The following is a 19,325-nucleotide window of genomic DNA, read 5'->3' on the forward strand; positions in this document are numbered from 1 at the left end:
ATTTTTGCAGGTCAACCCCCCAGCCGGACGCGTCCACAAGCCGCTTTCCGTTTTCGCCATTAAAGCCTAAAACATTCCCCTGTATTGATGGCCCCAATTCCTCAGCTGAAGTGAGAGATGTATGTCACAAATATCCGCGGGAACTTTTCGTCCGCTACAACTTTCGGTTGACCCCCTGCGGCCTGCGGAAATGCTGACGGACGAAAAACTCGGCACCATAACGCCCCCACATGCACCACTACTTGGGAAGAAGCGCGAAGCGACGCGAAAGCCTCGCGCCCGCTCTGCAGCCCATCCCCTACCCTGCCGCTGGGGCTCAATGGTGCTATCGAGGAGTTCACACTCCCCGAGCGCTAACTCCAATTTAGCATTTTAGATAAAGCGTCATACGCCAACTAAGCACACAAAAACCCTGCGGGTGATTCCGCAGGGTTTCTCGAATTGCGTTACAGGTGCCTACCTAGGCAACACCACGTAATAGCAGACAGGAATTTAGTGCTTTTCCTTCGGCAGACCGTATTGCAAGTTGAGCATCGTACCGGACCAAATCAGAACAACTGCGCCAAGCAGAAGCATCCAATAGGACATAAAGGCAATAGCAAAGCCCATAATCAAAATGGCCATCGACATCACAAACGGCCAAATGGAACTCGGGCTAAAGAAACCGAGCATGCCGGCGCCGTCTTCGACCTCGGCTTCCTCCCAGTCGTGCGGGAGAATATCCATTCGACGTTCGGTGAAGTGGAAGTAACCACCCAGCATCAGCGTCAACCCTGTGGCCAGGACCAATCCCGTGGCACCGGCCCACTCCAGGCCGCGAATGCTGCCGGCATCGGCAATCTTCATCGTTGCCAGAATGTAGAGCACTGCCATGACCGCCAGGAACACGGTCAGCCCGTAGAAGATCTTTGCAGAAGACTTCATTGTTAGGTCACTCCTCCTTTAAAAGCCCTCGTTGAGGTCCACGGTGTTTTCGTTCGCACCGCGGGTATCGGTACGGCCGGGCAAGAACGGGCTGGTAGAAGTAGCGTACGGCTTTTCACCGATAGCCTCCAGCGCCTCGGAGTTCTGCGCATCCGGGTTCTTCATCCGGTAGTCCAAGTACTCGGTGAACTTCTCCGGCGAAACAACGCGCACCTCAAAGTTCATCATTGCGTGGTAGGTACCGCACATTTCCGCGCAGCGCCCCACGAACGCGCCTTCCTTCTCAATCTTTTCAATCTGGAAGGTCCGCTGGGACTTGTTCGCCTCCGGGTGCGGGAACGCGTCGCGCTTAAACAGGAATTCCGGAACCCAGAAGGAGTGCACCACGTCGGCCGCGGCGAGGTCGAACTCGATCGCCGTCTGCGACGGCAGCACCAGCACCGGCACCTCGTCCGTGGTGCCTACGGTCTCAATCTTGTTGAAGTGCAAGAAGGAAACGTCCGAGGTGGACTTGCCGTGGATCGGGCCCGCGGCCGCACCATGTCCGTCACCATGCGACGCGGTACCTTCTTCACCGCGGGTGGTATCCGAGAATTCGGCAGAGTTTTCGGCTGCCTTTTGGCGTTCGGCGTCGGTACCAACATAGTCCGAGCCGGTCGGCGAAAGCTCCGAAGAAACGTTCGCATAGCCGAACTTCCAGTTCCACTGGAAGGCGGTAACGTCCACCTTGACCTTCGGGTCCTTATCCAATGCGGTGACCTTGTCCTGGGTCTGCACCGTAAAGAAGAACAAGCCCATCACAATAACGATCGGGATGATCGTAAGCACCAGCTCCAAGGGCACGTTATACCCGGTCTGACGCGGGAACTCGCCCTTACCGGCCTTTTCCGCCTTCTTCGCCGAATACGCGAAGAGCGACCAGAACATAAGGCCCCACATGATAATGCCGATGATCCATGCCGCCACCCAGGTCCATACCCAGAAGTTGCCCATAGCGGTCGCCTCCGGCGTAATGCCCTCGGGCCAGCCCATGCGCAAGAATTGGCCGAACGAGCCGCCGGGTGCGGCGACGTCGCAGCCAGTCAGCGTAAGGCTACCTGCGCCGATGATTCCGGCAAGCAGGGCCTTTCGCCGAAAACCACGCTTGTTTCGCTGTTCCACGTGTGTCTGCCTTCCTGTCCACACAATCGCTTCAGAACGCAACGCGTCCTTGTCCTAAACATTGAGGTTATCGCATACGGCGCGGGTTTCCACTTCGATTCACCCATGAAAAAGGGCAGGCTAGGTGCGTTCCTGATAAAACAGTGAGGATTCTACTGCATGAAAGCCGCGCAAACCGAACATACGCCCTCAGCATGTAATCCAACTCACACTCGGTATCAAACGTTTGGGTACCCCCCAATGGGCGTGTTAAGGGCCGTTTATGCAGTGTTTTTTACCCCGCAAGTCACTTTCGGAACTTTCAAACTCAGCGCTTGCCCACCCGTTCAGGGTTGTTCACCAGTTCCAATGGAGCCGCAATTCACTTGCACGTTCGTAACACCGTCTGACGGAAACCGGCTGACACCTCACGCTTCCGGCATGATGGGTCTGTGGTGCCACAAACCCGCTAGCGGTTAAGCTGTGTTGATGCGTGGCGCGTGGGCGCCGCTGTCCACCCTGACCAAACGACTCTATTTAAAGGAACTGTTGTATGTGCGGCCTCCTTGGCATGCTGACCAGCAATCAGAACGCTGCTGACTTTGTCGCGGCAACCGAACGCGCTTTGCCGTGCATGCGGCACCGCGGCCCCGACGAAGACGGTACCTGGTTCGATGCCGACGTAGTGTTCGGTTTTAACCGACTCTCCATTATCGATATCGCCCACTCGCATCAGCCTCTCCAATGGGGCCCTGCCGACGCCCCCGAGCGCTACGCCATGACCTTTAACGGCGAGATTTACAATTACCTCGAGCTGCGCGCGGAATTGCAAGACCTCGGCTACACCTTCAACACGTCTGGCGACGGCGAGACGATCATCGTCGGCTACCACCATTGGGGCAAGGACGTGGTTACGCACCTCCGCGGGATGTTCGCCTTCGCCATTTGGGATACGCACAACCGCGAGCTTTTCCTGGCCCGCGACCCGTTTGGCATCAAACCGCTGTATTACGCCACCACCGACGCCGGCACGGTCTTCGCCTCCGAAAAGAAATCAATCCTGGAGATGGCCCCCGAGATCGGCCTCCCGCTGGACCTCGATTTCCGCGCGATCGAACACTACGTAGATCTGCAATACGTGCCCGAACCGGAGTCCCTACACGCCGCAATCCGCCGCCTGGAATCCGGCTGCATCGCCACCGTCCAACCCGGCGGTCAGGTCACCGCGGAGCGCTACTTCAAGCCCCAATTCCCCGCCCAGCCCGTGCCCAAAGGCAAGGAGCAGGACCTGTTCGATCGCATCGCGCGGGCGCTAGAAGACAGCGTCGAAAAGCATATGCGTGCGGACGTTACAGTCGGCTCCTTCCTTTCGGGAGGCATCGACTCCACCGCAATCGCCGCCCTAGCCAAACGCCACAACCCGAAGCTCCTCACCTTTACCACCGGCTTCGAACGCGAAGGCTACTCCGAGGTTGACGTCGCCGCCGAATCCGCCGCGGCTATCGACGCCGAGCACATCGTCAAGGTCGTCTCTCCCGAAGAGTACGCCAACGCCATCCCCAAGATCATGTGGTATCTCGACGACCCAGTCGCCGACCCCTCCTTGGTCCCCCTCTACTTCGTCGCCGCCGAGGCCCGCAAGCACGTCAAAGTGGTACTCTCCGGCGAAGGCGCGGACGAGCTCTTCGGCGGCTACACCATTTATAAGGAGCCGCTATCCCTCGCGCCGTTTGAGAAACTCCCCTCCCCCATGCGCAAGGGCATGCACCAACTCAGCCGCGTGCTTCCGGACGGCATGAAGGGGAAATCCCTCCTCGAACGCGGCTCCATGACCATGGAAGAGCGCTACTACGGCAATGCGCGTTCCTTTAACTGGGAGCAACTCAAGCGCGTGCTTCCCGACGCCCGGCCCGAATGGGACCACAAAGACGTCACCGCCCCCATCTACGCGCAATCCAAAAACATGGATCCCGTTGCCCGCATGCAACACCTAGACCTGTTTACCTGGATGCGCGGCGATATCCTGGTCAAGGCCGATAAAATCACCATGGCCAACTCCCTTGAACTGCGCGTTCCCTTCCTAGACCGCGAAGTCTTCGCCGTGGCGGAAACCATTCCCTACGATCTCAAGATCACCGAAGGCACCACCAAATACGCCCTGCGCCGCGCGATGGAACAAATCGTTCCGGCCCACGTGCTCAACCGCCGCAAGCTGGGCTTCCCGGTGCCCATGCGCCACTGGCTCGCCGGCGACGAACTCTACGGGTGGGCGCAAGAAACCATCAATGAATCCCAGACCGACGGAATCATAGCCAAGCACGCCGTGCTTGACATGCTCAAAGAGCACCGCGCTGGAGTCTCCGACCATTCTCGACGCCTCTGGACCGTCCTCGCCTTTATGGTGTGGCACGCCATCTTCGTGGAACACCGCATCAAGCCGGACATCGAGGAGCGCGACTACCCCGTCCACCTCTAAATCCAAGATTGCGCGCAACTTCCACGCTGGTGCCGTGTGGGGTTGCGCTCAACCAGCCAACCCGCCGATAGGTTGCGGAGCTTCTCCACCCGCCGATGAGTTGTGCACCACCGCCAAGGTCGCCGATGGGTTGTGCGCAACTGCCGACCTGGGGCTGGTCTTTCTATTCTTCATTCGGGGCCCCAACGAAGAAATCCAGGACGAATCTGGCCCAAAAACGCCCAAAAACGCCGCAGCTCGTCTTTCTATTCTTCGTTGACCACCCTAATGAAGAAATTCCGGACGATCGCAGGTCAACGGCTGCACACAACCTATCAGGGCAAGCTGCCGGGAGAGCAATCCCGGGCAATAGAGTTCGAACTTTCTCGAACCATCGGCCCCGCAAAATCTGCCTCAGGCAGATCTAACAGCTCGAGTTCACCGTCCTGCGGAAACACTACCCCGCGATGACCGACGCGCCGGATCTGCCTCAGGCACATCTAACACGGCGGGTTCACCCTTCTGCGGAAACACCACCGCGCGGCGGCTGGCGTGTCGAATCTGCCTGAGCGCGGAAAATCGTCGGCCGATTTCGGCCCCAAATCGCCCCAGCGGCAATACATTGTGCGCCACCGCCTAGGTCGCCGATGGGTTGTGCGCAACTGCCGACCTGGGGCTGGTCTTTCTATTCTTCATTCGGGGCCCCAACGAAGAAATCCAGGACGAATCTGGCCCAAAAACGCCGTGTAGAATCTCGCGACCTTGGTAACACTCTGTGCCATCACCTTGGTAACAATCAGTATCATCACCTTGGTGACAACCAGTAGCATTACCTTGGTAACGCGCGAGCGGGTAGTTAATCCTCTAGTTCAGCAGCGGCGGTGGGGTGTTGTTGTAGCCATTGCTGCTGTCGTTTGAGAAACCACGGCGGGGCCTCGTGGAGGTACGCGCCGATGATTTTCCAAAGGGGTACGGTGGCGCCGATCGGTTCGCCGAGCACGTTTAGTGGCAGTGGGATTCGCAGGACCATGACGCCGTCGACGGAATCGAATAGCGCGTATTCATCGTCGGTGTGAACGACGTAGTAGTGCTTATCGGTAAGCCGTTTGGGGATATTGATGTAGTACCCCGCGAGCGCGAAACGTGGTCTGGACGAGGGTTTGATGTACAGCATTGCTGGATCCTGGTCGAGGCCATCTGCAGCGCTGGGGGACTCGCTCGAACGGGCCTGCCGGTATTTTTCAATCTCTGCAGTCAATTGCTCCTGGGTGATGGGCTCGCCGCTACTAGGGCGGTGTTCGATGCTGTCCCAGGCCTGTTTCGGGGTCATACCCCCGAGTGCTTGATGCCTCCGCTTGTTGTTGTAGTACTCCCGGTATTCACTGAGCAATTCCTTCAATTTGGCCTCAGTACTGGGCTTGTGCGCATCAAGGAACTTCACCAAGGTTTGATGGGAGCGTTCGTTTTTGCCTTGGGTTTGGGGATGATCCGCCCGGCCAGTAATGGCCTCACAACCCTTGACGGCAAGAAACCGATGCAGCGCAGTGATCCGGCCCCGGCGAATCTGATTAAACGCGCCACCATTATCGCTCAGCAATTGGCGCGGTACCCCATAGACACGGATCGCGTTAACTACACAGTTCAACGCATCTGCCCCATTTTCCGGCTTGGTGCCATACGTAGTACCCACATCAAATCGGGTTGCATCATCGATGAGCTGGTAAATCGTGATCACAGTGCCCGCCGGAGTAGCGAGCCGATAGGAAAACGCATCCAGCTGCCACAACTCCATGGCACAGGATCGCTCGAAGCGCACTATCGATGAGCGAGGCCGCTTCCGGGGATTCTTCGCGACCACACCCGCAGCAGCCAGAATCCGAGCAATCGTCGACACCGAAGGAATCGGCTGCACCACATTCGGCTGATCAATCAACGCATACCAAATGGATCGCGGCCCATTATCCCAACCAAATTGGCCAAGCCGCTCCCGCATCGCAAGCACCATCGACACCGTAGCCTCATCATAGGTAGTCGCAGGCTTATGCGGCGCACTCGACCGCGGATGCAGCGCCCCAAATCCTTCCTGCTCAAAACGCTTTTTGATCGCATAATACGTTTTCCGGCTAATGCCATGAACCGCACAAAACTCCGTAATACTCATGCCGTTCGCGGCACACGGATCAAATTCAACAATTAAACGCCGCACATTCGGCGAAAGAGGACGAACCATGCACCTAATTGAAAACGAACACCACCAAAATCGTTTCCACGGTCATGAGACTCGTTGCATCCAAGGCCATGAGACAGACTGTTACCAAGGACATGAGACAGGTTGTCACCAAGGTGATGAAACAGGTTGTTACCAAGGTCCTGAGAGATGACAGGCCAAAAACGCTGCAAATCGTCTTTCTATTCTTCGTTGACCACCCTAATGAAGAAATTCCGGACGATCGCAGGTCAACAGCTGCACACAACCTATCCGCGCAAGCTATTGGCAAGGCCGTGAAACACAGACAAGATTGAACTTTTTCGAACCATCGGCCCCGCAAAATCTGCCTCAGGCAGATCTGACATGGCGAATTCCGCGTCCTGCGGAAACACCACCGCGCGGCGGCTGGCGTGTCGAATCTGCCTGAGCGCGGAAAATCGTCGGCTGATTTCGGCCCCCAAGCCACCCCAGCGGCAGTAGGCTGTCGCAGCCACCGCCAAGGTCACCGATAAGTTGTCCACAACCGTTCGGGACTTAGCCAGACCTAGGCACAACGTTGCATCCGAGGCGGTCAGCGCCAGAAACCCGCCCCCAACCCCCGAACCCCCCGATCGGCACGGCAGCGTCTCGCCTAGTTGAACGAGTCCCCACAGGCGCAAGAGCCGCTGGCGTTGGGATTATCGATGGTAAACCCCTGGGATTCGATCGTGTCTGCGAAATCGATGCGCGCACCGGTAAGGTACGGCAAGCTCATTTTGTCTACTACAAGGTTGACCCCGCCAATAAGGTCGACTTTGTCGCCGTCCAGGCGACGGTCGTCGAAATAGAGCTGGTAGCGGAGTCCGGCGCAGCCACCGGGTTGGACGGCGATGCGCAACGCTAGGTCGTCGCGGCCTTCCTGATCAAGGAGAGCCTTGGCCTTTGCGGCAGCGGCATCGGTAAGAATGACACCGGTGTTGGTCTCGGGAGCAGTCATGGAAAAGAAGTCTCCTTGCGTGTGAATCTATGTCGGCAACCAACGGTACTAGCATTGTACGTTTTGCGCACACCTTGTGCTGGACCCGCATTCACGGATTGGGCGGAAAAGCTTGTAGCCTTGAGGGCGTTCGTTAGTTTTTTCTTCCAAGGAGTGTTCTGTGGCTTCTGACACTCAGTCTGCAGACAAGCACCGCAAGGGTTATACGCCGAAAAAGGGGCGTCCGACGCCGAAGCGGAATGAGGTTGAGCGCGCCCGGGGTATCCGGCGGGATCCGGTGTCGCCGCCGGAAACGTCGAAGGAGGCGCGGGCACGCCGTAAGGCGTTGAAGAAGTCGATGTCTCGGGAAGAGTATAAGGCGCTGAAGAAGCAGGAGCGGGAGTCTGCGGCCGCGAAGCGCCGGGCGGTGCAGGAGGCGATGGATCGCGGCGATGAGCGCTACCTCTTGGAGCGCGATAAGGGGGAGGTTCGCGCGTTTGCTCGAGATTGGGTGGATGCCCGCCGGTTCTTTAGCAATATGGTGATGCCCGCCGCCCTGCTGTTGTTGGTGGTGTTGTTTGCGGTGCAGTCGAATCCGGAGGTGAATGCGATCGCTTCTACGATCGCGATGCTGGTCATGGCGGCGTTTTTCATTGAGGGTTTCATTTTGGGCGCTCGTTTGAAAAAGGCTGCGGCGGAGCGTTTCCCGCATGCGACTGATACCGGTTACGCCCTCGCGTTTTATGGTTATTCGCGGGCGTCTCAGCCGCGTAAGTTGCGGAGTCCGAAGCCGCGCGTGGAGATTGGCGCTGAAGTTTAGGTGCGTACGCTTGTGCTAGGTGGCGCACGGTCGGGCAAGTCGGCGTTTGCGGAGGCTTTGATGCCTGCGGGCCCGGTCACGTATGTTGCTACGGCGCGCCCGTGGCCGGGTGATTCGGATTTTGCGGCGCGCATCGCGGACCATGTTTCTCGGCGTCCCTCCCATTGGCGCACCGAAGATACGCGCGACGTTGTTGACGTGCTTATCGACGCCTCGCCCACACCCGTCCTGGTCGACGACCTGGGTACGTGGCTCACTCATGTTATCGATTCCGCGCAGGCCTGGGACCGCCCCCGTGGCACGTGTCAGGCGCGTATCGACGCCCTGGTACGCGGCGTCGATACGTATGGTGGCGGTGAGCTCGTGCTGGTCACCCCCGAAGTGGGTATGGGCGTGATACCCGAACACCCTGCGGGACGGTTGTTCCGCGATGAAATTGGCACACTCAATGGGCGGCTGGCCCAGGTGTGCGACAAAGTGGTGCTTGTTGCCGCAGGATTGCCACTAGTCTTGAAACCCCAAACATAAAAGGAGTCACCCATGCTTCCCGCAGAACTATTCGCCAAGGTCGACGCGCCGAGTTTCGAGGTGCGCGAGCAGGCGGAGGCGTATCAGAAGACGCTGACTAAGCCCGCCGGATCCCTCGGGCGCCTCGAACAAATTGGCGTGTGGATGAGCTCCTGTCAGGGGGTGTGTCCGCCGCGGCCAATTAGGGACCCACGGATTATCGTATTTGCTGGCGATCACGGCGTGGCGCAGCGCGGGGTGTCTGCCTACCCGGCGGAGGTTTCCCTGCAGATGGCGGCCAATATTGAGGCGGGCGGCGCGGCGATCAATGTGCTGGGCCGGGCGGCGGGGGCTTCGGTACGCGTGGTGGATGTGTCCTTGGATCACGATGCCGAGGGCGAGGACCGGGTGCGGCGTTCCTGCGGCTCCATCGACGCCGTGGACGCCATGACCGAGCTAGAGGTGCTGCGCGCGATTCAGGTGGGGCAGCGCATCGCGGATCAGGAGGTGGATAGCGGGGCTGACCTGCTGATTGCCGGCGATTTGGGGATCGGCAATACTACCCCGGCGGCGGCGTTGGTGGGGGCCATGACCAAGTCCGAACCGGTGGTTGTGGTGGGGCGCGGCACCGGCATCGACGATGAGGGTTGGAAGCGCAAGGTGGCGGCCGTACGGGATGCCATGTTCCGCGTGCGCAACCAGCACCACGACGCGATCACCGTGCTGCGGGCCATTTCCTCCCCCGATCTCACCGCCATGGCGGGCTTCCTCGCGCAGGCCAGCGTGCGCCGCACGCCCGTGATTCTGGACGGCGTAGTGGTCACCTCTGCGGCGATCATGGCGAACAAACTTGCGCCCGGCGCGCGGCAGTGGTGGCTGGCCGGGCATCGCGGCGCCGAGCCCGCCCACAAGCTCGCATTGCGCGCGTTGAAGCTCGAACCCCTGCTCGATTTTAAGATGCGCCTTGGGGAGGGCTCCGGGGCGGCGGTGGCGCTGCCGATAGTCAAGGCCGCCGTAGACATCATGATTGATATGGCCACCTTCGAATCCGCCGGGGTTTCCGAAAAGGAGTAGCACGGTAGTGTCCGGGAAAGCCGAATTCGTCGCGGGTGACCACGGGTTTGCCCTGGTGGAGGGGCCCGCGACGGCGCTGTCCTGGTTGACCATCCTGCCCGTGCGGGGCGTAGCACAAGCCTTCGATCGGGTGACCGGGCGGCGGGCCATGAACTCGCTGCCGGTGGTAGGGCTCGTGCTCGGGGCCACAGGCGCCGCCTTGGTGGCCGGGCTCTCCTGGCTGCACACGCCCACGATATTGATCGCAGCCCTGTGCATCGCGCTGTGGCAATGGCTCACGCGCATGATGCACCTGGATGGGCTCGCCGATGTGGGCGACGCGCTGGGATCCTTTGGCGATCCCGAACGCGCGCGCGAAATCCTGGCGGACAAATACACCGGGGCGCTGGGCATGGGGGCCGCCGTGCTATGCCTTATGGTGCAGCTGGCTGGGCTCACCGCGGTGCTGGACAAGCTGCCGGGCACGGCGGCGGCGGGGTTGGTGATCGGATCGGTGCCTGTGGTCGCCCGCCTGGCCGGGATGATCCCCTGCCACCGGAACTTCTCCCCGCTGGCACCCACCGGCTTCGGGGCGTTGGTGATCGGCACCGTGGCAAGCCGCGCGATATTCGCATGGGCGTTCGCGCTGACGGCGGCGCTGGCGATCGCGGCCGGGACCCTCCCGATCGCACCGGTGAGCGAATGGGCGCTGGTGCTGCCGCTGGGGTGTGCCGGCGCGGCGTCGATAAGCGCGGCGGTGGTATTGGCACGCCGGTTGACGCGTCGCTTCGGCGGGCTCAACGGCGATTGCATCGGCGCGCTTATCGAACTCACGACCGCCCTCGCGCCCAGCGTCTTTGTGATCAGCTACGGGGCGCTGGTCGGGGGCTAGCTCAGCTGGTGCATCCAGCCATGGGTATCGGGCAGGCTGCCGCGCTGAATGCCGGTAAGCGTTTCCCGCAGCCGCATGGTGATCGGGCCGGTCACGCCACCATTGATATCGAAATCGCCGTGGCGGCTCTTTACGGAACCGACCGGGGTAATCACGGCCGCGGTGCCGCAGGCGAACGTTTCGGTGAGCTTCTTGGCGGCGGCATCATCCTCCCAATCCTGGGTGGAAATGAGCACCTCCTCGGTCTCATAGCCCAAATCGCGGGCCACCTGCAGCAGCGAATCGCGGGTGACGCCCGGCAGCAACGACCCCGACAACTTCGGGGTGACCACGCGCGCGGACTCGCCCTCGCCGTACACGAAGAACAGGTTCATGCCGCCCATTTCCTCCACATAGGAGCGCTTGATGGCGTCGAGCCACACCACTTGATCGCAACCCTGTTCGGCGGCCTGGGCCTGCGCGAGCAAGGAAGCCGCATAGTTACCCGCAAACTTGGCGGCGCCGGTGCCACCCGGGCAGGCGCGAACATAATCCTCGGACAGCCACACCGACACCGGCTTGATGCCGCCCGCGAAATATGCGCCGGCAGGGCCAGCGATCAGGGCGTACACATAACGCTTCGCCGGGCGCACGCCAAGGCACGGTTCGGTGGCCAACATAAAGGGACGCAGGTACAAGGACTCCTCACCGCCGGCGGCCGGGATCCAATCCTTATCCACGGCGACCAATTGACGCAAAGATTCGATAAACACGTCGGCCGGGAGCTGCGGCATGGCAAGGCGCTCGGCGGAACGCTGGAAACGCTGCGCGTTCTGCTCGGGGCGGAACGTTTGAATGCTGCCGTCCTCGTGGCGGTACGCCTTCAGCCCCTCAAACACGGCCTGGCCGTAGTGCAGGACCGACGAAGCCGGGTCCAGCACGAACGGCTGGTACGGGACCACCCGCGCATCGTGCCACCCTTGCTCCTCGGTCCAATCGATGAGCACCATGTGATCCGTATGAAATTTTCCAAAGCCCGGATTGGCCAGGATCTCGGCCCGGCTCTCGGGGCTGGTGGGCTGTTCAGTTTGCGTAACAGTAAAGGTCATTGCAGGCATACAGACACCCTACACCTCCCCAACACCCGCACAGCCAACCGAACATAGCTACGTTTGCGCTGGGCACGCTGCACCCCGGCGGCGCGCCCATGTGGTTAGGGTGGGAGGTGCCCGCCCGTTGCGCGCGGCCACCGTGGCGGCACGGCGCGGCAGCAGCAAACTAAGACACGCATCCTTACATCATTGGAGGGCCAATCGTGGCTAAAGAATTCACGCTTCCGGCGTATGGCATCGTCCCTACGGTCTCCGCGTCCAAGAAGCTCCCCAAGCGCACCGAGGCGCTCATTGTTCCTGTGTTCGAAGGTGAGGAGGATCTGGTGCTCGCGGCCAGCGGGCTGTTTACGGAAGCCGTCGAGCTGGAATTGCTCAAAACCCTCACCGCGCTGGGCGCTACCGGCGCGGCGGAGGAAATCACCAAGGTGCCCGCCCCCGCCGCCACCAACCTGGACTTGATCGTGGCCGTCGGGCTCGGCAATGCGGACGAGGTCACCGACACGGTGGTGCGGCGGGCCGCGGGCGTGGCGGTGCGCGAGCTCAAAGGCGTGCACAAGGCCGCCACCACCCTGGGCACCTTTGGCGTGCAGGCGGCCGTGGAGGGCGCGATCTTGGGCGCTTACACCTACCGCGGTTTGCGCACGGCGGAACTGCCGGAACGCAAGACCCCCGTTGCCGAACTGGTATTCGTGGGCGCGGATAAGGCGGCCGTGGAGCGCGCTCGGATTACCGCCGCCGCCGTGGCGCTGGCACGCGACCTGGTAAATACCGCCTCTTCGCACCTTTATCCGGAAACCTACGCGACGCTTACCGCGGGGCTGGCCAAGCGTGCCGGGCTGCAGGTCGAGGTGCTGGACGAGGCTGCCCTAGCCAAAGCGGGCTACGGCGGGATTCTGGCGGTAGGCGGCGGGTCCACGCGCCAACCGCGGCTCGTGCGGCTGACCTACCGTGCGAAAAAAGCTGCGAAGCACGTGGCGCTGGTTGGCAAGGGCGTGACCTTTGACACCGGCGGGATCTCCATTAAGCCCTCGGCAAACATGGATCACATGATTTCGGATATGGGCGGTTCCGCCGCCGTGATCGCAACCATTATCGCCGCGGCACAGCTGCAGCTGAACGTCAATGTGACGGCCACGGTGCCGATGGCGGAGAACATGCCCGGCGGCGGCGCGTACCGTCCCGGCGACGTAATCACGCACTACGGGGGTACCACCTGCGAGGTGCTCAATACCGACGCCGAGGGCCGCCTTATCCTCGCCGACGCCATCGCACGCGCGTGTGAAGACAACCCCGATTACCTGATCGAGGTGTCCACGCTGACGGGCGCGCAGCTGGTGGCCCTGGGCACCCGCACCACGGGCGTGCTCGGCAGCGATACCTTCCGCGACCGCGTGGCCGAGCTAGGCCGCAGCGTGGACGAGCCGGCGTGGGCAATGCCGATCCCGGAGGAGATCGCTAGCTCCGCGCTCAAGTCCCCAGTCGCCGATCTGCGCAATATCGCTACGCACAGGTTTGCGGGAATGCTCGTGGCTGGGCACTTCCTCAGCGAATTTGTCGCAGACGATGTCGAATGGGCACACATGGACGTCGCGGGCCCGGCCTTTAACACCGAAAGCGGCTACGGTTTCACCCCAGCACGCGGCACCGGCGCCCCGGTACGCACGCTGCTTGCCGCCCTGCAAGACGTTTCCGACCAGCGCTAATCGACGTCCGGCAGCTCGCCGCGCTCAAACCGGGCGCGGCGTTCGCGCTGTTCCTGGCGTTTGCGCAGAATGCGATCTCGTTCGATCTTGGCGCGCATGCGCTGGGGGTATCCGGTCTCTTCAACGTCGTATACGGGGATATCGAGGAGTCGAACAAGTGCATCAATGCCCTTGGGGCCGCCGATGCGGCGACGCGTGAATTCGCCATTTTCATCGACTAGGACGACACTCATTTCATTGACCACCGTCTCGGGCTCAATATATGCCTCGACGAACGCCCGCCCCACTACCCACGAACGTAGGTATTCGCGGTCCTCTGGCCTGATGGTTTCACCCGGTGCACGGGGTGGTTTCAGGCTGGATCTGGCGCGGTTTCGGCCGAAAATGTTGAACACAGCACACAATTCTAGGTCCAAATCTGTGGTTTGTGCCTACCCAAGCGACACAAAACAAACAGCAAACCGGTACGCTTTGCTGTATTAAGACCGTAACAAAACGACTTTTCCAAGGAGTCTGACACAATGGCGTTCTCCGTTGAGATGCCCGAACTGGGCGAATCCGTCACCGAGGGTACAATCACCCGCTGGCTGAAGCAGGTCGGTGACACCGTCGCCGCCGACGAGCCGTTGCTGGAGGTCTCCACAGACAAGGTCGACACTGAGATTCCGTCCCCCGCCGCAGGTGTTCTTTTGAAAATCTTGGCGGAAGAAGACGACACCGTTGACGTTGGCTCAGTCATCGCCGAAATCGGCGAAGAAGGCGAAGCACCAGCCGACACCACCCCCGCTGCCCCCGCACCGGCACCCGCAGCTGAGGCGGCCCCCGCCCCGGCCGCTGCGGCCCCCGCTGGCGATGCCACCGATATTGAGATGCCGGAGCTGGGTGAATCCGTCACCGAGGGCACCATCACCCGGTGGCTCAAAGCCGTGGGCGATACCGTCGAGGTGGATGAGCCGCTGCTGGAGGTCTCCACGGACAAGGTGGACACCGAGGTTCCCTCCCCGGTGGCCGGCACCCTCGTGGAAATCCTTGCCGAGGAAGACGACACCGTCGATGTCGGCGCCGTGATCGCACGCGTCGGTTCCGGCGTCGCCGCCGCCCCCGCGGAATCGGCCCCCAAGCCCGAACCGAAGGTAGAGGCCGCCCCGAAGGTGGAAGCCACCCCCGAGGTAGCCGCCAAAGTACAGGCCCCGGCGGCCGATGCCACCGATATTGAGATGCCGGAGCTTGGTGAATCCGTCACCGAGGGCACCATCACCCGGTGGCTCAAAGCCGTGGGCGATACCGTCGAGGTGGATGAGCCGCTACTGGAGGTCTCCACGGACAAGGTGGACACCGAGGTTCCCTCCCCGGTGGCCGGCACCCTCGTGGAAATCCTTGCCGAGGAAGACGACACCGTAGATGTCGGCGCCGTGATCGCACGCGTCGGTTCCGGCGTCGCCGCCGCCCCCGCGGAACCCGCCCCCAAGCCCGAACCGAAGGCAGAGGCAGCCCCGAAGGTGGAAGCACCCGCTCCCAAGCCGGAGCCCAAGCCTGAACCCAAGCCGGAGCCGAAGCCCGCTGCTCCCGAGCCCACCCCGGCACCCGCGGCGGCGAAAAAGAATGCGGAAAACGTCCCGTACGTGACCCCGCTGGTGCGCAAGCTCGCCGATAAGCACGGCATCGATCTGCGTACCATCACCGGCACCGGTGTTGGTGGGCGCATCCGCAAGCAGGACGTTTTGGCCGCCGCGAACCAAGGTGCGGCTGCGGAAGAAGAGGCCGCACCGGCGGCCCCGGTGTCCGCCGCCTCCACCAAGGGTGTGGATCCGGCGAAGGCCGCGCTCCGCGGTACCACGCAGCGCGTGAACCGCATCCGCGAGATCACGGCGAAGAAGACCCTGGAGTCCCTGCATTCGTCAGCTCAGCTGACGCAGCTGCATGAGGTGGATATGACCAAGGTTGCGGACCTGCGCAAGGCTTCCAAGGCCGCGTTCCAGGCCAAGTACGGCGTGAACCTGACCTACCTACCGTTCTTTGCCAAGGCGATCGTGGAGGCGCTGGTTTCCCACCCGAACGTGAATGCGTCCTACAATGCAGAGACCAAGGAAATGACCTACCACCCGCAGGTCAACCTCGGTATCGCCGTGGACACCCCGGCGGGCCTGCTCTCCCCGGTGATCCACAACGCTCAGGATTTGACGCTGCCACAGCTGGCGCAGGCCATCGTGGACATTGCGGAACGCGCGCGCAGCAATAAGCTGAAGCCCGCCGACCTCATGGGCGGCACCTTCACCATCACGAACATTGGTTCGGAGGGCGCGTTGTCCGATACCCCGATCTTGGTGCCGCCGCAGGCCGCCATGATCGGCACCGGCGCGATTGTCAAGCGCCCCGTGGTGATCACGGAGGACGGCGTTGACGCCATCGCCGTGCGCCAGATGGTGTTCCTGCCGATGACCTACGACCACCAGGTGATCGACGGCGCCGATGCCGGCCGTTTCCTCACCACCGTGCGCGACCGTCTGGAGACCGCAAACTTCGCGGGCGACCTCGACCTGTAGCACTGGTGAGCGGTTAACGCGAGAGCCCCAACGATAGCCCCGTGTGCGCCCTGCATGCGGGGCTTTTTCGTGCGCAACCAGCGCCGAATAGGAGCTCACCCCGTAAGGCGGTAACATGAGTCCCATTATGACCGCACCCCGCCCCCCGTTTACCGCACCTGACCAGCCAATCCGCGATCTGAGCGTGCCCTTGGATGTCCAGTGGCTGGGCCGCGTGGATTACCTGCAAACCTGGGAGCGGCAGGCGACACTCGCGGCCCAGCGCGCCCGAGACGAGATCGGGGACCTCCTGCTCTTCCTCGAGCACCCGAACACATATACGGCGGGCAAGCGGACGCAGCCGGAGGATCGCCCCACCAATGGGTTACCGTGCGTGGACGTGGACCGCGGCGGCCGCATCACGTGGCACGGGCCCGGCCAGCTGGTGTGCTACCCCATTATCAAGCTCGCCGAACCCGTGGACGTGGTGGATTACGTGCGCCGCGTTGAGGAGGCGATTATTCACGTCCTGCGCACCACCGGCCTCCCTCAGGCCGGGCGTATCGACGGTCGCTCGGGTGTTTGGTTGCCGCAACCCGACAGGAAGATAGCGGCGCTAGGCATCCGCGTGACCCGCGGTGTGACCATGCACGGGCTGGCCCTCAATTGCAATAACACGCTGGAGTTTTACCAACACATCGTCCCGTGCGGCATCGACGACGCCGGGGTGACCACGTTGAGCGCCGAGCTAGGACGCGACGTCGATACGCAACAGCTAATCGAACCGCTTGCCGACGCCCTCGCCGCGGCGTTTTCCGGCGAACTCACCGTCGCCGACCACTCGCTCGCCTAGCTTGTCGCGGCCGTATTCGACCATGCGTGCAGACGGCCGCCGTGGTATAACAGCGGGTCGATGCCCTCGCGGAAATCGCAATCGTGGACCGCGATGGTGAGGATAATGTGGTCGCCGCCCCGATAACGGCTGGTCACCTCGCCCCGAAACCAGGCGGCGGCACCTGCGATAAAGGGGATATCGGCGCGGCGGTCGATCTCCACGTCGGCGAAACGGTCGAGCCCGTGGCGGGCGAAACGCACGGCAAGATCCGTCTGCCCCTCCGCCAGCACGGACACGCCTATCGGCGAGCCCACCTGCAAATATGTGTGCGAACGGGAGTTCTGGTCGATGCTGACCAGCACCATCGGCGGCTGCAAGGACAACGATGCGAACGCGCTTACGGTAAGCCCGATATCCTCGCCGTCCTTGTTGGTGGTTACCACCGTCACCCCGGACGGGAAATTCGCCACCGTTTGCCGATAATGCGTGCTAGTCGGAAACCGCACCGCACGCTCACTCATCGCCCCGCGCACGGGCTAACTCCCAACGCAATTGAGATTCCGACGGCGATTGCACCGGAATAAACGCCGCCTCGCGGAAACGCCGGGAAGCGGCCGAACTCTTGGCGTATCCGGCGCCGCCCGCCACGCGCACCTCGATGCCCGCCGCATCCACCGCCGCCGAGGCTGCCCCGAGGCGCAACTCCAGCAGATCAACCGCATTTGCGTTCGGTAGCCGCAGGATGCTTTCCTCGTGCTGTTGCGCCAGGTTTCGGATCCGTTCCGCCAGCCGCTCCACGTCTTCCGCGAAGGTCGCATTCACACCCGATAGGCGGGTCGAGGCCGCCGCAATCGCCGCCTCGGCCACGCCGAGGCACTCCGCCACCTGGAGCAACACGAAGGTCGGGCGGACCTCGGTAATAAACGGTTCGAAATCGTGCGAAATGATTTGCGATTCCGGGATAAATACGGCATTGAACTCCACGCCTGCGGACGCCGTGGAGTTCAGGCCAAGCAGGCCGAACGGGTTGCCAAAATCCACGCCTTCCGCGGTGCCCTCGACAAAGAACAAAAAACGTTCGCCGTGATCGGTGCGCGCGGCGCTGACCACCACGGCGTCGTGATAGAGGTTCGAAGCCCAGTTCAATTTGCCCGAGATGCGGTAGCCACCTTGGACCTCGGCGGCGTGCAGCTCAACCTGGCCGCAACCAGCGAACTCCTTAAAGGCCGCCGCCATGCCGGTGACCCCGGGGCGCTCGCCGCGCAGCAATTGGCCGAGTACCTGTTCGGTATCCGCGCGGGCCGCGCGGCGCAGGTATTCCAGCGTCATGCGGTGCGCCCACACGGTAAAGCCAACGGAAAGATCGCACCGGGACAACTCCCGGATCAGCCGGGCGGCGGAAAGCAGGTCCCCGCCCAGGCCCGCTTCACCCAGCAATGGCAGGATATAGCGGGCGTCGAGCTCCCCGCGATCAACCGCAGCTGCGTTCGCAGAGACCTTTTGCAGCAGATCCGGGTGCGTGCCCAAGGGTTCGAGTTCGATATGGGAAATGGTTGCGGTGGTCATATCAGCCTTCCTCTGGTGACACGAGCTCCGAGGTCAACTTCGCCGGGCGCGTGTAGGTGTTTACTACTGGGGACCACCGGATTGCATCCTTGTGGATCTGGTCTAGGGTCGCTCGGTCTGCGTCGCCTTCCAGTGCGATCTTTACGCGGACGTCGGAAACGCCGGGGCGCTTGTCCGCATTGAGGTCGCCGACGCCCCAGGTCGGGGAAATATCAATATCGCCTTCGATATCAATTTCGATCTTGGTGAGGGTCACGCCGCGGTGCGTGGCGATCGCTTGGATGCCCACCGAAATGCAGGCAGCCAGCGCGGCCTGCGCCACCTCGGTAGGGTTCGGCGCTGAATCATCGCCCAGCAGCGCCGGCGGTTCGGATACGAGGACGGGCTCAAGGTTTCGAATCTGGGTGACGTTGCGGAACAGGCCGTCCGCTTCCGTATGGGTGCGCACGGTCCTCTTTGCACCGGACGGGTTTTCGATGTTCTTTTCGGCGAGGGCGCGAAGGGCTGCGGGATCGATAGGTTGCAGCGCTTCGCCGGGGCGGTGATTAGGAGTGAGATTGCTCATCGCAGTCGTGCTCTTTTCCGTTGTGAACGATACATAGCTGAAGTTGAGGAACGACCCTAACACATTTCCGCGCGCCTGTGAACCACTT

Annotated in this window: 18 protein-coding genes; 9 read left to right on the forward strand and 9 right to left on the reverse strand. The window is 61.8% G+C overall.

The annotated features are described in order from the left end of the window. Window positions 1–492: 492 nt before the first annotated feature. Both ctaF and ctaC read right to left on the reverse strand, forming a co-directional pair. Window positions 493–924, reverse strand: a complete 432-nt coding sequence (ctaF, locus tag CCANI_RS09625; RefSeq protein WP_146323405.1) for an aa3-type cytochrome oxidase subunit IV — start codon at window positions 922–924, stop codon at window positions 493–495. Window positions 925–942: 18 nt separating this feature from the next. Then, window positions 943–2,085 carry an aa3-type cytochrome oxidase subunit II gene (gene ctaC / locus CCANI_RS09630; RefSeq protein WP_146323404.1) on the reverse strand — a complete coding sequence of 381 codons (1,143 nt, stop codon included), beginning with the start codon at window positions 2,083–2,085 and terminating at the stop codon, window positions 943–945. 532 nt (window positions 2,086–2,617) lie between these two features. Between ctaC and asnB the strand changes: the two genes are divergently transcribed. Then, the gene (gene asnB / locus CCANI_RS09635; RefSeq protein WP_146323403.1) at window positions 2,618–4,540 is read left to right on the forward strand and encodes an asparagine synthase (glutamine-hydrolyzing); all 1,923 of its coding nucleotides are present in this window, start codon (window positions 2,618–2,620) and stop codon (window positions 4,538–4,540) included. 835 nt (window positions 4,541–5,375) lie between these two features. On the opposite strand, the gene CCANI_RS09640 is transcribed toward asnB, so the two are convergent. Next, the gene (locus CCANI_RS09640) at window positions 5,376–6,749 is read right to left on the reverse strand and encodes a helix-turn-helix domain-containing protein (protein ID WP_146325786.1); all 1,374 of its coding nucleotides are present in this window, start codon (window positions 6,747–6,749) and stop codon (window positions 5,376–5,378) included. 44 nt (window positions 6,750–6,793) lie between these two features. On the opposite strand from CCANI_RS09640, the gene CCANI_RS09645 reads away from it, so the two are divergent. Then, window positions 6,794–7,042, forward strand: coding sequence for a hypothetical protein (locus CCANI_RS09645; RefSeq protein WP_146325518.1), 249 nt, complete (start codon window positions 6,794–6,796; stop codon window positions 7,040–7,042). Window positions 7,043–7,359: 317 nt separating this feature from the next. Here CCANI_RS09645 and CCANI_RS09650 read toward each other — a convergent pair whose 3' ends face one another. Then, window positions 7,360–7,704 (reverse strand): HesB/IscA family protein, encoded by a 345-nt coding sequence (locus CCANI_RS09650; RefSeq protein WP_146325517.1) that lies wholly within the window; start codon window positions 7,702–7,704, stop codon window positions 7,360–7,362. A gap of 160 nt (window positions 7,705–7,864) precedes the next feature. On the opposite strand from CCANI_RS09650, the gene CCANI_RS09655 reads away from it, so the two are divergent. From CCANI_RS09655 to CCANI_RS09670, 4 genes are read left to right on the forward strand one after another with little or no spacing between them, the layout of a single operon-like run. Continuing rightward, a complete protein-coding gene (locus CCANI_RS09655; protein WP_146325516.1) occupies window positions 7,865–8,503 on the forward strand; it encodes a DUF3043 domain-containing protein in 639 nt (212 codons plus the stop codon). Continuing rightward, window positions 8,504–9,031, forward strand: coding sequence for a bifunctional adenosylcobinamide kinase/adenosylcobinamide-phosphate guanylyltransferase (locus CCANI_RS09660; RefSeq protein WP_146325515.1), 528 nt, complete (start codon window positions 8,504–8,506; stop codon window positions 9,029–9,031). A gap of 12 nt (window positions 9,032–9,043) precedes the next feature. Then, window positions 9,044–10,084 carry a nicotinate-nucleotide--dimethylbenzimidazole phosphoribosyltransferase gene (gene cobT / locus CCANI_RS09665; RefSeq protein ID WP_146325514.1) on the forward strand — a complete coding sequence of 347 codons (1,041 nt, stop codon included), beginning with the start codon at window positions 9,044–9,046 and terminating at the stop codon, window positions 10,082–10,084. A gap of 7 nt (window positions 10,085–10,091) precedes the next feature. Further along, entirely contained in the window at window positions 10,092–10,955 is an 864-nt protein-coding gene (locus CCANI_RS09670) for an adenosylcobinamide-GDP ribazoletransferase (RefSeq protein ID WP_146325513.1), read from the forward strand. Here CCANI_RS09670 and CCANI_RS09675 read toward each other — a convergent pair. Beyond that, window positions 10,952–12,052 carry a branched-chain amino acid aminotransferase gene (locus CCANI_RS09675; protein WP_146325512.1) on the reverse strand — a complete coding sequence of 367 codons (1,101 nt, stop codon included), beginning with the start codon at window positions 12,050–12,052 and terminating at the stop codon, window positions 10,952–10,954. The two genes, CCANI_RS09670 and CCANI_RS09675, sit on opposite strands and share 4 nt — an antisense overlap. 197 nt (window positions 12,053–12,249) lie before the next feature. Here CCANI_RS09675 and CCANI_RS09680 point away from each other — a divergent pair, with 197 nt between their 5' ends. Further along, window positions 12,250–13,749, forward strand: coding sequence for a leucyl aminopeptidase (locus CCANI_RS09680; protein ID WP_146325511.1), 1,500 nt, complete (start codon window positions 12,250–12,252; stop codon window positions 13,747–13,749). Here the strand turns inward: CCANI_RS09680 and CCANI_RS09685 are convergent. Beyond that, the gene (locus CCANI_RS09685; RefSeq protein WP_146325510.1) at window positions 13,746–14,144 is read right to left on the reverse strand and encodes an oxidoreductase; all 399 of its coding nucleotides are present in this window, start codon (window positions 14,142–14,144) and stop codon (window positions 13,746–13,748) included. The genes CCANI_RS09680 and CCANI_RS09685 overlap by 4 nt on opposite strands. Before the next feature lie 126 nt (window positions 14,145–14,270). On the opposite strand from CCANI_RS09685, the gene sucB reads away from it, so the two are divergent. After that, on the forward strand, window positions 14,271–16,292 hold the full coding sequence (gene sucB, locus CCANI_RS09690) for a 2-oxoglutarate dehydrogenase, E2 component, dihydrolipoamide succinyltransferase (RefSeq protein WP_146325509.1): 2,022 nt from the start codon (window positions 14,271–14,273) through the stop codon (window positions 16,290–16,292). Between the two features lie 127 nt (window positions 16,293–16,419). Beyond that, window positions 16,420–17,124, forward strand: a complete 705-nt coding sequence (gene lipB, locus CCANI_RS09695) for a lipoyl(octanoyl) transferase LipB (RefSeq protein WP_146325520.1) — start codon at window positions 16,420–16,422, stop codon at window positions 17,122–17,124. Here lipB and CCANI_RS09700 read toward each other — a convergent pair. From CCANI_RS09700 to CCANI_RS09710, 3 genes are read right to left on the reverse strand one after another with little or no spacing between them, the layout of a single operon-like run. After that, window positions 17,121–17,612: a flavin reductase family protein gene (locus CCANI_RS09700; protein ID WP_246118301.1), complete on the reverse strand. Its 492-nt coding sequence runs from the start codon at window positions 17,610–17,612 to the stop codon at window positions 17,121–17,123. The genes lipB and CCANI_RS09700 overlap by 4 nt on opposite strands. A gap of 7 nt (window positions 17,613–17,619) precedes the next feature. Then, window positions 17,620–18,672, reverse strand: a complete 1,053-nt coding sequence (locus CCANI_RS09705) for an acyl-CoA dehydrogenase family protein (RefSeq protein ID WP_146325507.1) — start codon at window positions 18,670–18,672, stop codon at window positions 17,620–17,622. A gap of 1 nt (window position 18,673) precedes the next feature. Next, window positions 18,674–19,237 carry an OsmC family protein gene (locus tag CCANI_RS09710; protein ID WP_146325506.1) on the reverse strand — a complete coding sequence of 188 codons (564 nt, stop codon included), beginning with the start codon at window positions 19,235–19,237 and terminating at the stop codon, window positions 18,674–18,676. Window positions 19,238–19,325 lie beyond the last annotated feature (88 nt).

Source organism: Corynebacterium canis, assembly GCF_030408595.1.
In the GTDB taxonomy this organism is placed as follows: Bacteria; Actinomycetota; Actinomycetes; order Mycobacteriales; family Mycobacteriaceae; genus Corynebacterium; species Corynebacterium canis.

Bases quoted from the DNA above. Each gene is read 5' to 3' on its own strand.
- ctaF (WP_146323405.1), bottom strand. From the start codon at position 924: ATGAAGTCTTCTGCAAAGATCTTCTACGGGCTGACCGTGTTCCTGGCG.
- asnB (WP_146323403.1), top strand. From the start codon at position 2,618: ATGTGCGGCCTCCTTGGCATGCTGACCAGCAATCAGAACGCTGCTGAC.
- CCANI_RS09640 (WP_146325786.1), bottom strand. From the start codon at position 6,749: ATGGTTCGTCCTCTTTCGCCGAATGTGCGGCGTTTAATTGTTGAATTT.
- CCANI_RS09645 (WP_146325518.1), top strand. From the start codon at position 6,794: ATGAGACTCGTTGCATCCAAGGCCATGAGACAGACTGTTACCAAGGAC.
- CCANI_RS09650 (WP_146325517.1), bottom strand. From the start codon at position 7,704: ATGACTGCTCCCGAGACCAACACCGGTGTCATTCTTACCGATGCCGCT.
- cobT (WP_146325514.1), top strand. From the start codon at position 9,044: ATGCTTCCCGCAGAACTATTCGCCAAGGTCGACGCGCCGAGTTTCGAG.
- CCANI_RS09675 (WP_146325512.1), bottom strand. From the start codon at position 12,052: ATGCCTGCAATGACCTTTACTGTTACGCAAACTGAACAGCCCACCAGC.
- sucB (WP_146325509.1), top strand. From the start codon at position 14,271: ATGGCGTTCTCCGTTGAGATGCCCGAACTGGGCGAATCCGTCACCGAG.
- lipB (WP_146325520.1), top strand. From the start codon at position 16,420: ATGACCGCACCCCGCCCCCCGTTTACCGCACCTGACCAGCCAATCCGC.
- CCANI_RS09705 (WP_146325507.1), bottom strand. From the start codon at position 18,672: ATGACCACCGCAACCATTTCCCATATCGAACTCGAACCCTTGGGCACG.
- CCANI_RS09710 (WP_146325506.1), bottom strand. From the start codon at position 19,237: ATGAGCAATCTCACTCCTAATCACCGCCCCGGCGAAGCGCTGCAACCT.